The organism is Caldivirga sp. MU80 (genome assembly GCF_001663375.1).
Classification (GTDB): domain Archaea; phylum Thermoproteota; class Thermoprotei; order Thermoproteales; family Thermocladiaceae; genus Caldivirga.
In genome coordinates this window covers 1-14726 of record NZ_LCTF01000031.1, presented here as the reverse complement: position 1 = coordinate 14726, position 14726 = coordinate 1, and the positions used below count along the sequence as shown (strand labels likewise).

Sequence of the window (14726 nt, the reverse complement as noted above, 5' to 3'; positions counted from 1 at the left end):
TAAAAAGAGAAAATCCCAAAATCTAAGAGTAAAGTTTATATTGGTGGCTGCGCAGAGACTCTAATGCCAGAAATACCACTAGCCCCCATAGAGAGGATATTTAAGAAGGCAGGGGCGGAGAGGGTTGGTGAGGACGCAATCATAGCCTTGAGGGATGTCCTCGAGAACGTTGCCTATGAGGTGTCGGTTAAGAGCATTGAGCTGGCTAAACATGCCGGTAGAAAAACGGTAAGCGCTGATGATGTTAAGGCTGTTGTGAGGATATTCAAGTGCATTAACCTATCATGAGCATGTCCATTAGGGTACCGTACGTACCAACACCGACTAGTGTAGCCATTGATATAATTAGGAGGGTTAACCCACGGCCAGGTGAGGTTATTGTTGATGCAGGCGCAGGCGAGTGTAACGTGGTTATTGCAGCTGCGAAACAATTCAACCTGGTGGGTTTAGGCATAGAAAAGGACCCACTGCTGGTTAAGAGATGCCTAGAGAGGATTAGTGAGGAGAGGCTTTACGGTAAGGTTTACGTTGTCTGGGGTGACATATTTAAGTTCAACTACTCCATAGCCGACATAGTCTACCTATATCTTGGCACTGATGTGAATAGGGAACTTGCGCCAATGCTGCTCAGCACATTGAGGAAGGGATCAAGGGTTGTTTCACATGACTTCGAGATACCTGGGTACAAACCCATTGAGTCCGGGGTGGTTAAGGGTCCCCTAAGGGAGCATAGGTACTATGTTTACGTTAAATGAATGTGCCCTACTGAGGCATGGCAGTACCGTGGTCTAATCCTTAAAACCTACCTCCTTCATTAACCCAGTGCGGAGTCTCCCTGCTGATCCTGGCCTTCATCGTTAAACTTAGTTTCAAGGATCCTCCTAATCAACGCCGCGTTTGATGGCGTAAGCCCACTTACCTTAAAGCGCCACTGCCTGAAGTTAACCAGTGCATTAAGCGGTGTGCCATATATCTTAAGTAGTTTAATCGCCCTCTTAACCCCTATTCCAGGTAGTGATGATAAGAGTGAGACCTGCGCATCCCTTATCGAACCTGCCTTCCTCTTGTTGCCCATAACTTTAACTAAGCCGCGTGATGATGTTGATAGCGAGTAGAGTAGGTAAGCGGTGTCCTCCTCATCCCTACTCCACAGTAGCCTAACCCCACCCCTAGCCAACCTAACCAAGGCACCCATAACGGAATTCTCACTAATACCCCTAACCTTAATGGCCCCCCATAGGTCACCCTCGATTACCACGTATGGCTCCTGGTAAGCCTCAACCAGTTCACTTGCCTGCTGGAAGAGCCTCCCATCAATTATTGAGTTTATGAAATCCATGGCCCTCTTCCGTTCAACTGCCACATCACTTGAGATCACGTAGTCACCTACGGCTAAGGTGGAGACCACAACCTCGCATCCAAGCCCCTTAACAGCCTTAACAACCGCCTGCCCCGTCACATACTCCCTGGAATCCACAACCACGACACAGTTCAAATGAGGTCAAATTACGCGTATGGTGCTGGTTTAAATAGCTTAATCGCTTAAATTGATGCATTGCCATTGGTTTTCAGTATTGAGCACTAATCATAACCTAGGAAATGAGGTTGGAGCCCCGGCCGGGATTCGAACCCGGGACCTCCTCATTACCAGTGAGGCGCTCCGCCAGGCTGAGCTACCGGGGCTATGCCCTTGCATTATCAATGCTCATTTTTTAAGTTTTTCCCATTAATAATGCAGGGTGGGCGGTAATGGTTAAAAACAGGTTAATGGTAACTGAGTTTGAAGATAACCCGCATTTGAATATCAGCCTTAGCCGAATAGTGATGCAAGACTTTCGAGGGTTTCCTCCTCCTTCTTCTCCTCAGCCTTCTTCTCCTCCGCCTTAGCCTCAGCCGGCTTAGCCTCAGCTGCCTGTGGTGCCGCCTGCTGTGGGGCGGCTGGTGCAGCCGCCGGTAAAGCCACCGCGGACTTTATAGCCTCATCGATGTTAACCTCCTTAACCGCTGATACAAGGGCCTTAACCTTAACCTCATCAACCTGTATCCCAACTGACTGAAGAACCTTCGTTACGTTATCCTCCGTTATTGGTTGCTTGGCGTAGTGCAGTAGTAATGCCGCGTATACGTACTCCATAATCACCTTCACTGATTAGCCTTTTTAAAGCTAACCTCAATGGCCTCGGGTACTATTTATTACTATATATTATATATTTGATTATATTAACTTAAGAGAAAGATTTATAAAACTTAGCTAACAAGCCTCACGGTAGGTATGCGTACGGTAATTAGTGATACGAAGGACTTGATAATATTAGGTAGGGGTGGGCAGGGTGGGGTAACTGCAGCTAGGATAATAGTATCAGCGGCGGTTAAGGATGGTAAGTGGGGGCAGGCAATACCTGAATTCGGCGCTGAGAGGAGAGGGGCTGTTGTGAAGTCCTACGCCAGGATATCGAGCACACCCATTATGATGCATAGTGGGGTTAAGAGGGCCGATATACTCCTAGTACTCTCACCTGACCTGATAAACCTAGTTAATCTAAGCAGCCTATTGAAGGGCTCCGACTCAGTGCTGATTATCAATTCACCCACCCCAGTCAAACTGGGTTACAGGGCGTACTGGGTTGATGCAACTGAGATAAGTGAGAAGTTGGGCTTAGTCATGGCCGGTTGGCACATAGTCAGCACCCCTATGCTGGGTGCCTTAGTTAAGGTCACAGGTATAGTTACGCTTAATTCACTTATTTCCTCGCTGGGTGAATTAATAGGTAGGGGTGACTACGTTAAGTTGAATATTGAGGCTGTTAAGATGGGGTACAGTATGGTTAAGGGTGAATAGTCATGAGTAGTGTAAGTAGTAAGTACGTTAAGTACATATTGTCAAGGCCAATGGCTGGTGCTGGTGGTAAGACAGGTACATGGAGGGTTCATAGGCCTGTTATTAATGCTGAAAGATGCATTAAGTGCGGTTTATGCTGGCTCTACTGCCCTGAAAATGCCATAGATTGGCTTGAGAATAAGACGGTTACCGTGGATTACGACTACTGTAAGGGTTGTGGAATATGCTCAGATGTGTGTCCAGTTGGGGCAGTAACCATGGTTAAGGAGGGGGTGATTTAGGTGATTAACCAGAGCCAAGTATCGGGCAGGGGGATTAGGAGAATCATGGTTGGTGACCATGCCGTGGCTGAGGCTGTCAAGCTGGCTAGGGTTAACGTCATATCTGCATACCCAATAACACCCCAAACCCTCATAGTTGAGAGGCTTAGTGAAATGGTCGATAGAGGTGAATTAAAGGCCGACTTCATTAGAGTTGAGAGCGAATTCTCGGCCCTAGCCTCAGTTTACGGGGCAGCGGCAGCGGGGGCTAGGGCATTCACCGCAACCTCAAGCCACGGCCTATTCTACATGTATGAAATGCTGTGGTGGGCAGCAGCATCAAGACTACCCCTAGTTATGGCTGTTGTGACTAGGGCACTTGGGCCACCCTGGAACATCCACGATGAGCACACTGACATATTGGCGATTAGAGATAGCGGGTGGATAATAGGCATGGCGTCGGATGTGCAGGAGGTCTTCGACATGACCTTAACTGCATTTAAACTAAGTGAGGACGAGAGGGTGCTATTGCCCGTGGCGATTGGACTAGATGGCTTCGTACTTAGCCACACAACCGAGCCGCTTTACATACCAAGCCAGGAGGATGTTGACTCCTGGCTCCCACCAAGAAACCCCAAGGTACCCTATGTCATTGAACCTGGTGGTGAACCAATAACATTAGGTAACCTGCCCAGGATGGACGTGTACCATGAATTGCATAGGGCATACATGGATGAGGCAATGAATGAGGCTAAGAACGTAATTCACGAGGTCTACGGTGAATACGGCAAACTAACCGGGAAATACTATGAGCCACTAGTTGAATGCTACAGGTGCAGTGATGCAAAGTACGTGGCAGTCACCATGGGTGCGTGGAGTGGGGATGCAAAGGTTGCCGTGGATGAACTGAGGGATAGTGGGTATCCCATTGGGTTAATTAGAATCAGGTACATTAGGCCATTCCCAGAGGAGAAGCTGGAAACTTACATTAACGGGGTTAGGGGGGTCATAGTCTTTGATAGGGACTACTCAGTAGGCTTTGGAGGCGTGTTGGCCGGTGAATTAATGGGCCTAGTGCCGAGTAATGTGTCGTTTAAGGGTGTTATAGCTGGGTTAGGTGGCGTTGACGTATCACCCAGCGACTTCCGCAACGTAATGGTGAGCTTCGTAAACGATGTTGAGCGTGATGGTTACCTCAGGGTTAGGAAGTGGTGGTACATACCTAGTGTTAATGGGGGTGATTAACAATGGTCACGATAAATGAACTGCACAGGTACGGCAGAACCAAGCTAATAATGCCAGGTACATCAGCCTGCCCCGGTTGTCCACTTCAACTAGGCATGAGATACCTGGCCATGGCGCTTGACGCCAGGTTCGCAATGGTCATACCGGCAGGCTGCTCAAGCGTAATACCTGGTGCAGCACCATACACAGCGTTCACGGTACCAGTTATGCATGTACCATTTGCCTCAAGCCCAGCCGTGGCCAGTGGGTTAAGGAGGGCTCTTAGGATTAGGGGTGTTGATGGGCCTGTTGTTGTGTGGGCTGGTGATGGTGCATCAGCCGATATAGGCTTTGCATCCCTGAGCGGGTCGGCGTATAGAAATGAGGACATAATATACATTTTAGCCGATAATGAAGCCTACATGAATACGGGCATCCAAGCCAGTGGGACAACTCCCCCAAAGGCCTGGACCACGACATCACCCAGGGGGAAGACTGAGGGTAGGAAGGACATGTCCTTAATAATGATTATGCATAACGTGCCTTATGTGGCCACGGCCAGCATAGCCTACCCAATGGACTTCATAGATAAGGTCCGGAGGGCGGCTTCAATTAGGGGCTTCAGGTTCATACATCTACATGCACCATGCCCACCTGGCTGGAAATTCCCAGACAACTACACGGTGAGGGTAGCTAGGCTAGCTGTGGAGACCGGCATGTGGATACTTTGGGAGTATAACCAAGGTAAGTTAACCATTAGTTCACCAAGTGTACCCTATAAGGATAAGGGTAGGCGTAAACCCATTGAAGAATACCTTAAGCTTCAAGGTAGGTTCAGTCATCTAACAAAGGAGGATGTTGAGGTGATTAAGGCTAACGTCGACAAGCAATGGGACCTGATTATCAGGCTTACGGAAATTTACAGGTAAGTGATCGTGGCCCTTTTTCTAAGGTACTGACCTTTAATAATCGTTGGATTAATTAACTCACAACTCCTTAAGCTTGGTACTTAATCATTGCAGCATGTACATTAAGCTTTTAAACAGGTAAAACCTAAGTGTGGATAATGAGGGCTATTGTTGTTAAGCCTCCTAAACCTGGGGTTGAGTTTAGGGATCTAAGCCAAGTCATTAGGCATGGTTCAGGTACCGTTAAAGTAAGGATAATTGAGAACGGCATATGTGGCTCGGATAGGGAGATTGTGAGGGGTGAATTGGCCACTGCAAGGCCCCCTGAGGGTAAGGATTGGCTGGTGCTGGGCCATGAGGCGCTGGGTGTTGTTGAGGAGTCTAAGGACCCAAGGTTTAGGCAAGGTGACTTAGTCATGCCTATTAATAGGAGGAGTTACCATGGCAAGTGCCTTAATTGCCTGGTTGGTAGGCCAGACTTCTGTGAAGCTAATGAATTCGTCGAGGCCGGTATGGTGGGTATGGATGGCTTCATGGTTGAGTACTTCTACGACGACCCAAAGTACCTGGTTAAGGTACCCCCCAGTATAGCTGACATAGCCATCCTAGCCCAACCCCTCTCAGACTTGGAGAAGTCCGTTGAGGAGATACTTAACATTCAAAGGAGGCTCATTTGGACATGCGACGATGGGACGTACAACTGCAGGAGGGCCATAGTTTTCGGGTCAGGTTCAACAGGGATACTCATATCGCTCCTGTTAAGGACAGTGGGCTTTGAGGTCTACGTGGCTAATAGGAGGGATCCCCTTGAGAATGAGGCTAAGATAACCGAGGAGGCTGGTATAACGTACATTAATTACTCCGTTGAGGGTTTAGATAAGCTTAAGCAAATGGGCTTCGACCTAGTGGTGGATACCACCGGGGCATCGGCATCGTTAATAGGGCATGAGGTTGAGATGCTTAAGCCTAATGGGGTTCTCGGCCTATTTGGCTTCCCATCAGAGGGGGCGTTAACGTTGAGCCATGAAGTCATACAGAGGTTCATATATAAATCAAATGTAATAGTTGGGTTGATAAATGGCCAGAAGCCCCACTTCCAACAGGCCCTAGCACACCTAGCACAGTGGAAGGCAACCTGGCCTGGGGTGGTTAGTAGGTTGATAACCAGGGTCGTTAATGTTAATGATGAAAAGGAGGTCATTCAGGTGCTTAACCATAAGGAGAAGGGTGAAATAAAGGTTAAGATAAGGTGGGGTCAGTGAAGGTGCATTAATTAAACGCACTAGGCCATGTTCACTTAATCTCCCTGGGCCTTTCACCAAGCTTATATTCAATAACCTTAATCAGTAGGTTAAGAATCTTAATGTAAGGCTGCTTAACCCTAGTTACAAGCATGCCAGCCCCTGAATGGCCACCGCCTTCGCCGTTTAGCTGACTGGCCAGTTCACCCAACACTGCCGCTACGTCGAAGTTCCTTGAGCGTGCCACCACCCTGAGTTCGTCGCCATGGTCAGAGACTACGAATGCTGCATCACACCCCAGTTCAAGTAACCTACTGGCCACTAAACCTTCATACGCATTCACGTTAGTCACGCACATTACCATTGACCTAACCCTATACGGCACCACCCTCATAGAACCCTTGATTAACGCTATCTTAGCTGATTCATCAAGCTCCCTGGTCAGTATGGCCAAGGCATCGCTATAGTTAATTGGGCTTATACCTAGGAGCCAGGCAACGGTTTCGAAGGTTCTCTGGGTGGCTCTACTGAACCTATTAGTCTCGTTCACTATAGCTATCAACGCTAATTTAGCCATTAGGTCACTTGGCCTATAGCCAAGCTCCCTCAAAACGTTGACGACGAGCTCAACTGTTGATGGTGATGTAGGGTCTATGAACTCTAGGTCACCCCTAAATCCCCTAACCTCATGATGATCAAACACAACTAACCTACCTCCACTACACACTTCAATACCTAACTGGCTCCTATTCGCTACATCAAACATTATCGTTAAGTCCCCGCAGCCGCACTCCTGGCTACTAGGCAGCTCAATGCCCAGTCTCTCAAGTACCTGCCTAGTTTCCCTATCCACCTTACCGTGGTAGGTTAGGCAGTTTGGTTTACTCAAGCCATTTAAGTAATCCCTAAACAGAAGTGCAGATGTGAATGAATCCAAGTCAGGGCTTCTGTGGGTTACTAGTGTTATGCTCTTCGAATCCGCAATCATCCTGCTAAATTCATTTATCATTAAACTGGAGTTGGGTTAATGTTTAAAAATCAAACTCAGTAATACAAGTGTGGTAGCTTTTACAGAGGCTGAAATTAAGGACTACGTTAAGGTACTTAACGATAGGGTGATAAGGTTAAGGGAATTGACAACCAAGGTAAGTTCAGGGTTAACGAAGGTTAATACTAATCCTAGTTCACCAAGTGTACTTAGGTTCGAGGGTAATGAAATCTACATAGTTAATGGTAGTGACGAAGAGCAGTTGGCAGGCGCATTAAGGCTCATACTTGAACTTGCTGATCTTCAAGAGAAGGTGTATTCACTAGTTGGTAACGACTTAAATAAGGTTATTGATGAAAACGTTAAGGTAGCTGTAGTTGAACCACTAGGCTTACCTACAAGAATACTCCTGGTGCCCAGCAATGTTACCAATAATAAGTAAGGTTAATCAGTTGCACGACTATAGATTGGAGATTGAGAAGCTATACACAGCAATCAGTGTTGAACCACTTGGCATTGACCAGGGGGTGGTTGATACAGTAACCAAGTTAATTACGAAGATTAAGCATGGTGAAAAAATGTTAATTAAGGGCAGTGGCAGGGTTCTCAGGGTTGGTGACGTGGATGTTGTGATTGCAGATACGGCAAGTATAATGAACAATTATATGAAAATGTACAGGGTGTATGCAGAGAATGTGATGAGAATAAGTAGAGTGATTGAGAGTTTAATTGGTGGTGATGCATTAGCATACATAGACCCATTCAACGGCTTAGCAACCATATTAATGAACATTAACCTTAAATCCTCATTAACGGATACTGGGTCACTAAGTAATGTGGTTGATATACTAAGTAAGCTCAACGCAACTACAATTGAAAGAAAAGCCGAGACAGAGGTCGGTGAGTATTCGAATATTGATCTTACAAGTTTAATGAGTACATTATCAGGTATGTCAAATTCAGTATACGTCGACATTAGTGATGAGGCATATTACATAGTTAAAAATTACTTAAATGCTAGGCTAAACAATAGTTCTCATTAGCAGGTTTATGAGTTTGCTGTATTTTTGCTTAGATTTGAGTCGTATTTTTAACTGGAACTGGTTCTGTCTTCCTCGTCACTCTCCTCTTCCTCCTCCCCAGGCAGTTTCATCAACCTGATTTCTCTCTTAGCCACTTGTTCAGTTAGCTTATCCTTGAGCCTGTCTATAAGTTCATCAACTACCGCTAATACCCTTTTCGACGCCTCAATGTCAGGGTATTTAAGTAGGAATGGAATACCTTGGTTATTAGCCTCGCTTATGCGTGGATCCAGTGGTATCTCGCCTAGGAATGGTACATTAGCCGCCTCAGCTATGCGTTTTCCCTCAGGTTCACCGAATATGTAGTAAGTCTTACCCGTGTCTGGGCAGGTGAAGCAGCACATGTTCTCAATTACACCAATAACAGGCACCTTAACCTTCCTAGAGAAGTCAATGGCTCTTTTAACAATCCTACCTGAAACATCACCCGGCGCAGATACAACTATGCTACCTGTTAATTGACCACTCAAGGCTTGGGCTACGGTTAATGGTGCATCGCCTGTGCCGGGTGGTAGGTCAATGAGCATTACATCAAGGTTACCCCAATCAACCTTGGATAGAAAGTCCTCAATGGCTTTACCGACTAATACTCCCCTCCAGATCACGGCCGTGTCCTCGCTTGGGAGTAGGAAGTCTATTGAAACGATTTTAATGTTTAATGGCCCATTAGCAGGTATTATCAAATCCCTCTTATCATCATAGTAAAGTGGGCTACCCACTAGGCCAAACAGCTTAGGTATAGTGGGGCCATATATGTCGGCGTCAAGGATCCCAACCTTCAAGCCCCTTAATGCGAAGCCTGTTGCTAATGATGCCGTTACTAGGCTTTTACCAACACCACCCTTACCACTCATGACCGCTAACTTAACCTTAACATTACTAAGGCTAGAGCTAAGCCTTATCTGCTGTCTCTGGGCCTGCTGAACATTAACATGAACATCAGGTTTACTGCCCATTAGTTTAACAAGCCTATTCAAACCCCTTATAAATCCTTCCATGCGCAGAAACCATTAGCGCAGCCACGCTGCGAATGCGATTGATTGAAGGAGTATTTTAATTCTTAGTTGCTGGGTTGAGGCTCATAGCCTATTTTACATCAACTTCCCTAGGGCTGACAGCGAGCTAAATAATCATGGGACCCCCATGAAGGATATTGAGGAAACCAGAGAGTAAACCCAGTTACACCTTAACTCCCCATCCATAAGGTTAAGGATCCATTAGTAGAGGGAGAAAAACTTAAAAAATAATGTAGCCACCATTGTTAATGAGGGCCCGTAGCTTAGCCTGGTAAAAGCGCCCGGCTGATAACCGGGAGAACGTGGGTTCAAATCCCACCGGGCCCACTAATCCATACATAGTGTTTATGACATTGATTTTCTTAAGCGTAACCGGGTTTACGTAATGGTACATCTACCTAGCAATCCAGTAGGAGATACGGCAGGTGGCTAAAATAAAATGGTAGTGTTAGTAGGTTCGACTTTACGAAATTGAAGTAGATTTTTATTGTTTTTCCTTAGTAATGTTTTTAAGTTTATGTTCTTTGCCCGTGTTATGGTTCTTGAGTTTCTGCGTTTGGCCGTGGTTCATGATGATTGGTCTAGGTTCACGGAGAGTATTGACGCCTTTGTTGATGTAGCTTCCTCAATACCCATTGCTGGTACTGGTGTTAAGAGGTCTATCCTTGTTGTTTCATCGCCTAGGCTTGTTGAGGTTAAGCGTTTAATGGGTTTGGTTAGGGGGTTTAGGGGTGTTAAGTCCGTTGGGTTGGTTAGTAGGTATGCTGCTAGGAATAATGTGGTTGTCGTTTTAAGCACGGTTAGGTTGTTTAGAGGTGGTGTTCTTAGTGCTGTCCTTAATCATGGTTCATACTACTATAGGGAGTTTATTCAAGGTGGTTTAGAGTACTGGTTCGTGGTGACTGGTGATGCAGGTGGCCTTATCAGTGAGTTGAGGGAGCGTGCTGACGTTAAGGTTATTGAGCATGTTGATGCCCTAGATGCCGCTAGGCGTATTGGTAGGGTGAGTTTGACGAGAAGGGAGTTGGATGTGCTTAAGGCTGCATACGATGCAGGCTACTTTAATTGGCCTAGGGATTATGGTGTCAACTTTATTGCAGGTAGGCTGGGTGTTAGTAAGACAACGTTGATGCAGGAGTTGAGGAGTGTTATTAGGAAGCTTGCTGAGAGGGAGCTTAACAGGTGGGATTACCTAGTTTAACCATCCAATACCTACCATGGTTAAACTTTATGTTTAAATAATACCATTGGGCCAGGGTTTTTGGTGGTTTGGGTGGTTTGCCCCCAGTGCATATTTAGGTTGAGGAGGTTTGTTGGGGTTGTTCAAGACCCGCCAAGTTTTGAGCCTGGCTCCTGGAGGGGTGCCGGTGACTTGCTTATTGACCCCGTTAACCGTGAGTACTGGTTGACCAGTAGGCCTAGGGTTGCTGGGCCTAGGGGTACTGGTGTTGAGGTTTGGTACTCAAACAACGGTGAGCAGTATACCCTCGTCAGCTTCCTGCCTAAGGAGGAGGTTGCTAAGATGGCTGGTACTAACGTGCTTAGCATTGAGAATAATCAATTAATCCAAGACCCATTAACCGGTAAATACAATCTATACATGTCACTTGATGTTGGTGGTAGGTGGGAGACTTTCCTAGTCACCTCAGATGACCCACGTGGACCATGGAGCCCAGTGGGCTTCGTCATTAGGACTGACCGTGATTACGATAGTGCTGAGGCTAGGGACTGCACGATAAACGTCATTGACGGTAGGTACATTGCACTATGCAAGGCCGTTAGGCAGGGTGACCACCCCCATGCGTACACTGAGCTATTAACCAGTAAGGATGGTGTGAATTGGGTTAAGTTAGGCCTACCGACGATTGATGGTAAGCCTCAGAGGCCGATGCCGGATGCATTCCTACTAAACGGAGACATAGTACCATCCGCATATGGGCCAATGTTCATAGGCACCGTGACGACCTTCGCCCATAATGCCCATGTCACCAAGTATTTTGGGGCTTATGTGATTGACTTGAAGGGTGTTAACCTTGAGGAGGTTTTTATGGCTGAGTGGAAGCCCGGCTCAATGTACGAACACCCAGAATACCCAATACACACGTACTGCAACGTGGTAAAGGACCCATTCACCAACGAATGGAGGATACTGATAGAGGCAATAGACCCAAGATACACAAAGGAGATTGGAGTCAACACGGAGGTCGACAGAGTACTACAATACAAAGCCAAGGTAACGGAGTAAGTTAACAAGTTTAATGAGTAATGTGGAGAGTTAACTTAAACAATCAACCTATTAATACATAAAAGACGTTAATGTTGATGGATAAGCCAATAGGCATAATACACGGTGTTGATGGTGTTAGGAGGATAAGGTTTAGGGTTTTTGATGATGCATCGGTTTGGATTGGGCAATACGTAGTCACCAGTGAGGGTTACCTATGCAGGGTCTCCAGGGTTGAGAGGAGGAATTACCTAACTGATGACAGGATACTTGCGGAGATGAACAGTTTCGATAGGGTTGAGAGGCTTAAGAAGTATGGGTTCAGCCTGGAGTTAACCTCAACAATAACCCTAGCAGAGGCGTTGGTGATAGGGGTTGTTGATGGGGTGGGGATTAGGCAACCCATGGCCCCACCACGCCTATACACTTATGTTAATGAAGCCTCAAGCGAATTGATAAGTGGGTTAACTGCAATAAACGGTGTATCGATAACTATAGGTGAGGTTAAGGGTAGCAGCATACCAGCCAAGCTGGATGCGGAGAGGCTCACTACTCATCACTGCGCCATACTCGCCTCAACGGGTTCAGGTAAGTCGTGGCTGGCTGGTGTTATTGCCGAGGAGTTGGCCTTAACCGTTAAGATGCCCATCATAATAATAGACCCGCATGGGGAGTACTCCAGTATGCAGTACCCAGCCGTTGATGATCCATCGGCGGAGGAGTTGAGTGAAATGGTTAACATCTATGTGCCTGGTAGGGTTGATACAAGTGAGATAGATAAGTACTACGCCAGTAGGTTCGGTAAGCCGAGGAGGTACGTTAGGGTTGGGGTTAACCCAAGGAACATGCCACTTAGCATACTGGTTAAGCTGCTTAAACACTACTATGGTTTAACCGAGACCCAGAGGAGGCTTCTCGAGGAGGGTTGGCCCTATGACCCATCCTTAGATGCACCATTGACAACAATAGATGAGTTGATTAGTGAGGTCGTTGAGAGGAGCCGTGGCTCGGCGCCTAAGGGTTACGCCGGTGAGTCATCAATATCCTCCCTGGTTTCAAGGCTTAGGGCATTCCTTGAGAACAGGCCATTCTTCATCACCATGTATGGGGAGCACTACGGGGATGAACCAATAAGGCTCCTTGACGTTGAGGGTATGCTCAATAAGCCGGGGATAAACGTAATCGACCTATCAACCCTCGACCTAATGGATCAGCAGGCATTGGTAGCGTTAATGCTTGACATGGTTTTCAACATGGCTAAGAGGAGGCGGATAATGCCGACGTTCATTATAATAGAGGAGGCCCACAACTTCTCACCATCAAAGACACCCTCCATAAGCAAGTCACCGATACTTAGAATAGCTAGGGAGGGTAGGAAGTTTGGGCTTGGTTTATGCATAGTCTCCCAAAGGCCATCCAGGATAGACCCAGACGTCCTCAGTCAATGCATGACTCAAATATTTAAGAGGATGATTAACCCACTTGACCTCAAGTACGTAGCCTCAGTGGCGGAGAACATTTCAGGGGATGAATTATCCACGTTGAAATCTCTCAACCCTGATGAGGCCTACGTCACCGGTATGGCCACCCCAATACCACTTCTAGTTAAGGTTAAAGGTAGGCTAACAAACCACGGTGGCGTAACCAGGTGGTTAGGCAGGTTGGTTGATTCACAGCCTTAATGGCCCTCGTAACTACAAGACTTCTTTAACGACTTGAGAAGCATTAGACGTAATTCCATGGTTGATATTCAACTAATGTGTAGGATAAGGTTATAGAAATAGAGAATATTATTTAGAGTGCTTGAATCCTCTCGTACATTAACCTGAAGCTCCTACCCCTTGGTCTCTCCCTGCTCATTAATGTAACCCAGGCATTAACCAACGCCCTGTATTCAAAGCTTGAGTAGAGGCCGTCTGGGTAGTTGCTGAGCAGTGGGAATCCCGTGGATCTGAGGAAGTTGTAGAGTTCCTCAAGTTCACTGGGCTTAATAACCCTCCTACCAAAGTTAACCCTCCTGCCTGTTACATGCCTCTCTCCACCACCAGGTAAAATAACCTTACCGTAAGCCGCCTTCACCCTCCACGTCGATGAGTCCGTTGAGTGGACGCCAAGTAGTTCAAGGGTTGGCGTTATTGACGGGCTACCTAACCCAAGCACGTGAACCATCCCGTTAAATTCACTAATAACCTTAGCTATGAAGAGTAGCGCCCTCCACCTACTATTCCTAGGTACATTCCTAGTCACCAGTATATACGGTACAAGCCCACCTATAGCCAATTCCCTGGGGTTAAAGTCGATGATCTTCCTCATAACTCTGAAGACCAGTTCTTCATTCTTGTAGTAGTGTATGACGGGGGTTACCTCAATATCCTCACCCTCAAGCAATCTACTTAACCTAGCGTAGGCTTCAATAGTTTTTAGGAATTTCTTAAACGCAGTCTCATCATCATCGGTAGGTAGTGGTGGATAGTCTAGTGATAGGTACCTTGACGCATCCCAAAACCGCAGGTAAACACCGGCAACATCATCAACACCGATTTCAACACCCCTACTTAGGAATTGGTAACCACCTGAATCAACCCACACCTCACCACTATGCTGCAGTAGCGTGTGCAGTGGTGAGTCCCCTGGGGCCTTAACCTTAAGTAGCTCAAAGGCGCTCACCATGGCTGGCACGTTTATTGCACCAATGAAGCTGATCCACGGCTTCGGCACAGCCCTAGGTGGCGTACCCAGCAGAACCTTCACGGGTGACGCAACACGCAGCGCCTTAAAGTTTCACCCCCTTATAGAAAGGTTTTTAACAATAACATTAAATGTTCTCTTAATGCCCACCGTGGGGTTTCGGTTTAGGGCTTATGCTGATGAACAAACGTTGAGGGTGTTAAAGGCCCGGTTGCGGTTGGTGTGCGAGGTTTACAATACCCTACGGTGGGTGGAC

At 46.8% G+C, this 14726-nt stretch carries 17 protein-coding genes, 2 tRNA genes and 1 pseudogene; 14 read left to right on the top strand and 6 right to left on the bottom strand.

Annotation, left to right across the window (positions count from 1 at the left end):
• The first annotated feature begins 63 nt into the window (after window positions 1-63).
• Both AAX04_RS08950 and AAX04_RS08945 read left to right on the top strand, forming a co-directional pair.
• On the top strand, window positions 64-288 hold the full coding sequence (locus tag AAX04_RS08950) for a histone family protein (RefSeq protein WP_066797138.1): 225 nt from the start codon (window positions 64-66) through the stop codon (window positions 286-288).
• Between the two features lie 2 nt (window positions 289-290).
• On the top strand, window positions 291-755 hold the full coding sequence (locus AAX04_RS08945; protein WP_066797132.1) for an SAM-dependent methyltransferase: 465 nt from the start codon (window positions 291-293) through the stop codon (window positions 753-755).
• Between the two features lie 59 nt (window positions 756-814).
• Here AAX04_RS08945 and AAX04_RS08940 read toward each other — a convergent pair whose 3' ends face one another.
• The 3 genes from AAX04_RS08940 to rpl12p form a co-directional block, all read right to left on the bottom strand.
• Entirely contained in the window at window positions 815-1483 is a 669-nt protein-coding gene (locus tag AAX04_RS08940; RefSeq protein WP_162270126.1) for an ERCC4 domain-containing protein, read from the bottom strand.
• 123 nt (window positions 1484-1606) lie between these two features.
• Window positions 1607-1683 (bottom strand) — tRNA-Thr (locus AAX04_RS08935).
• 127 nt (window positions 1684-1810) lie between these two features.
• Window positions 1811-2134 carry a 50S ribosomal protein P1 gene (rpl12p, locus tag AAX04_RS08930; protein WP_066797126.1) on the bottom strand — a complete coding sequence of 108 codons (324 nt, stop codon included), beginning with the start codon at window positions 2132-2134 and terminating at the stop codon, window positions 1811-1813.
• 138 nt (window positions 2135-2272) lie between these two features.
• Here rpl12p and AAX04_RS08925 point away from each other — a divergent pair, with 138 nt between their 5' ends.
• The 5 genes from AAX04_RS08925 to AAX04_RS08905 all read left to right on the top strand — a co-directional run bounded on the left by AAX04_RS08925 (window position 2273) and on the right by AAX04_RS08905 (window position 6493).
• On the top strand, window positions 2273-2839 hold the full coding sequence (locus tag AAX04_RS08925) for a 2-oxoacid:acceptor oxidoreductase family protein (protein ID WP_066797121.1): 567 nt from the start codon (window positions 2273-2275) through the stop codon (window positions 2837-2839).
• Window positions 2840-2841: 2 nt separating this feature from the next.
• A complete protein-coding gene (locus AAX04_RS08920) occupies window positions 2842-3120 on the top strand; it encodes a 4Fe-4S binding protein (RefSeq protein WP_066797119.1) in 279 nt (92 codons plus the stop codon).
• A gap of 45 nt (window positions 3121-3165) precedes the next feature.
• A complete protein-coding gene (locus AAX04_RS08915) occupies window positions 3166-4344 on the top strand; it encodes a pyruvate ferredoxin oxidoreductase (protein ID WP_066797180.1) in 1179 nt (392 codons plus the stop codon).
• 2 nt (window positions 4345-4346) lie between these two features.
• Window positions 4347-5252, top strand: coding sequence for a 3-methyl-2-oxobutanoate dehydrogenase subunit beta (locus AAX04_RS08910; protein ID WP_066797117.1), 906 nt, complete (start codon window positions 4347-4349; stop codon window positions 5250-5252).
• A 137-nt stretch (window positions 5253-5389) separates the two neighbouring features.
• A complete protein-coding gene (locus tag AAX04_RS08905; RefSeq protein WP_066797116.1) occupies window positions 5390-6493 on the top strand; it encodes a glucose 1-dehydrogenase in 1104 nt (367 codons plus the stop codon).
• A 31-nt stretch (window positions 6494-6524) separates the two neighbouring features.
• Here AAX04_RS08905 and AAX04_RS08900 read toward each other — a convergent pair whose 3' ends face one another.
• Window positions 6525-7481 (bottom strand): bifunctional oligoribonuclease/PAP phosphatase NrnA, encoded by a 957-nt coding sequence (locus tag AAX04_RS08900; protein ID WP_066797114.1) that lies wholly within the window; start codon window positions 7479-7481, stop codon window positions 6525-6527.
• Window positions 7482-7530: 49 nt separating this feature from the next.
• On the opposite strand from AAX04_RS08900, the gene AAX04_RS08895 reads away from it, so the two are divergent.
• Window positions 7531-7902 carry a hypothetical protein gene (locus AAX04_RS08895; RefSeq protein WP_066797113.1) on the top strand — a complete coding sequence of 124 codons (372 nt, stop codon included), beginning with the start codon at window positions 7531-7533 and terminating at the stop codon, window positions 7900-7902.
• Window positions 7883-8503: a hypothetical protein gene (locus AAX04_RS08890; RefSeq protein ID WP_066797110.1), complete on the top strand. Its 621-nt coding sequence runs from the start codon at window positions 7883-7885 to the stop codon at window positions 8501-8503. The genes AAX04_RS08895 and AAX04_RS08890 overlap by 20 nt, the downstream gene beginning before the upstream one ends.
• Window positions 8504-8550: 47 nt before the next feature.
• On the opposite strand, the gene AAX04_RS08885 is transcribed toward AAX04_RS08890, so the two are convergent.
• Entirely contained in the window at window positions 8551-9540 is a 990-nt protein-coding gene (locus AAX04_RS08885; RefSeq protein WP_369818421.1) for an Mrp/NBP35 family ATP-binding protein, read from the bottom strand.
• Window positions 9541-9810: 270 nt separating this feature from the next.
• Here AAX04_RS08885 and AAX04_RS08880 point away from each other — a divergent pair.
• The 4 genes from AAX04_RS08880 (at window position 9811) to AAX04_RS08865 (ending at window position 13464) form a co-directional block, all read left to right on the top strand.
• A tRNA-Ile gene (locus AAX04_RS08880) sits at window positions 9811-9885 on the top strand.
• Window positions 9886-10093: 208 nt separating this feature from the next.
• A complete protein-coding gene (locus AAX04_RS08875) occupies window positions 10094-10759 on the top strand; it encodes a helix-turn-helix domain-containing protein (RefSeq protein WP_066797104.1) in 666 nt (221 codons plus the stop codon).
• 63 nt (window positions 10760-10822) lie between these two features.
• Window positions 10823-11803: a hypothetical protein gene (locus AAX04_RS08870; RefSeq protein WP_066797095.1), complete on the top strand. Its 981-nt coding sequence runs from the start codon at window positions 10823-10825 to the stop codon at window positions 11801-11803.
• 77 nt (window positions 11804-11880) lie between these two features.
• A complete protein-coding gene (locus tag AAX04_RS08865) occupies window positions 11881-13464 on the top strand; it encodes an ATP-binding protein (RefSeq protein WP_066797093.1) in 1584 nt (527 codons plus the stop codon).
• A 112-nt stretch (window positions 13465-13576) separates the two neighbouring features.
• On the opposite strand, the gene AAX04_RS08860 is transcribed toward AAX04_RS08865, so the two are convergent.
• Window positions 13577-14533, bottom strand: a complete 957-nt coding sequence (locus AAX04_RS08860; protein ID WP_066797090.1) for a hypothetical protein — start codon at window positions 14531-14533, stop codon at window positions 13577-13579.
• Between the two features lie 79 nt (window positions 14534-14612).
• On the opposite strand from AAX04_RS08860, the pseudogene AAX04_RS12595 reads away from it, so the two are divergent.
• Window positions 14613-14726, top strand: a pseudogene (locus AAX04_RS12595) (transposase); the annotation flags it as partial.

What these genes read in the sequence shown, in the direction of transcription:
- AAX04_RS08950 (WP_066797138.1), top strand. Translation starts at nt 64, where the DNA reads ATGCCAGAAATACCACTAGCCCCCATAGAGAGGATATTTAAGAAGGCA.
- AAX04_RS08945 (WP_066797132.1), top strand. Translation starts at nt 291, where the DNA reads ATGTCCATTAGGGTACCGTACGTACCAACACCGACTAGTGTAGCCATT.
- rpl12p (WP_066797126.1), bottom strand. Translation starts at nt 2,134, where the DNA reads ATGGAGTACGTATACGCGGCATTACTACTGCACTACGCCAAGCAACCA.
- AAX04_RS08925 (WP_066797121.1), top strand. Translation starts at nt 2,273, where the DNA reads ATGCGTACGGTAATTAGTGATACGAAGGACTTGATAATATTAGGTAGG.
- AAX04_RS08920 (WP_066797119.1), top strand. Translation starts at nt 2,842, where the DNA reads ATGAGTAGTGTAAGTAGTAAGTACGTTAAGTACATATTGTCAAGGCCA.
- AAX04_RS08915 (WP_066797180.1), top strand. Translation starts at nt 3,166, where the DNA reads ATGGTTGGTGACCATGCCGTGGCTGAGGCTGTCAAGCTGGCTAGGGTT.
- AAX04_RS08910 (WP_066797117.1), top strand. Translation starts at nt 4,347, where the DNA reads ATGGTCACGATAAATGAACTGCACAGGTACGGCAGAACCAAGCTAATA.
- AAX04_RS08905 (WP_066797116.1), top strand. Translation starts at nt 5,390, where the DNA reads ATGAGGGCTATTGTTGTTAAGCCTCCTAAACCTGGGGTTGAGTTTAGG.
- AAX04_RS08900 (WP_066797114.1), bottom strand. Translation starts at nt 7,481, where the DNA reads ATGATAAATGAATTTAGCAGGATGATTGCGGATTCGAAGAGCATAACA.
- AAX04_RS08890 (WP_066797110.1), top strand. Translation starts at nt 7,883, where the DNA reads ATGTTACCAATAATAAGTAAGGTTAATCAGTTGCACGACTATAGATTG.
- AAX04_RS08885 (WP_369818421.1), bottom strand. Translation starts at nt 9,540, where the DNA reads ATGGAAGGATTTATAAGGGGTTTGAATAGGCTTGTTAAACTAATGGGC.
- AAX04_RS08875 (WP_066797104.1), top strand. Translation starts at nt 10,094, where the DNA reads ATGGTTCTTGAGTTTCTGCGTTTGGCCGTGGTTCATGATGATTGGTCT.
- AAX04_RS08865 (WP_066797093.1), top strand. Translation starts at nt 11,881, where the DNA reads ATGGATAAGCCAATAGGCATAATACACGGTGTTGATGGTGTTAGGAGG.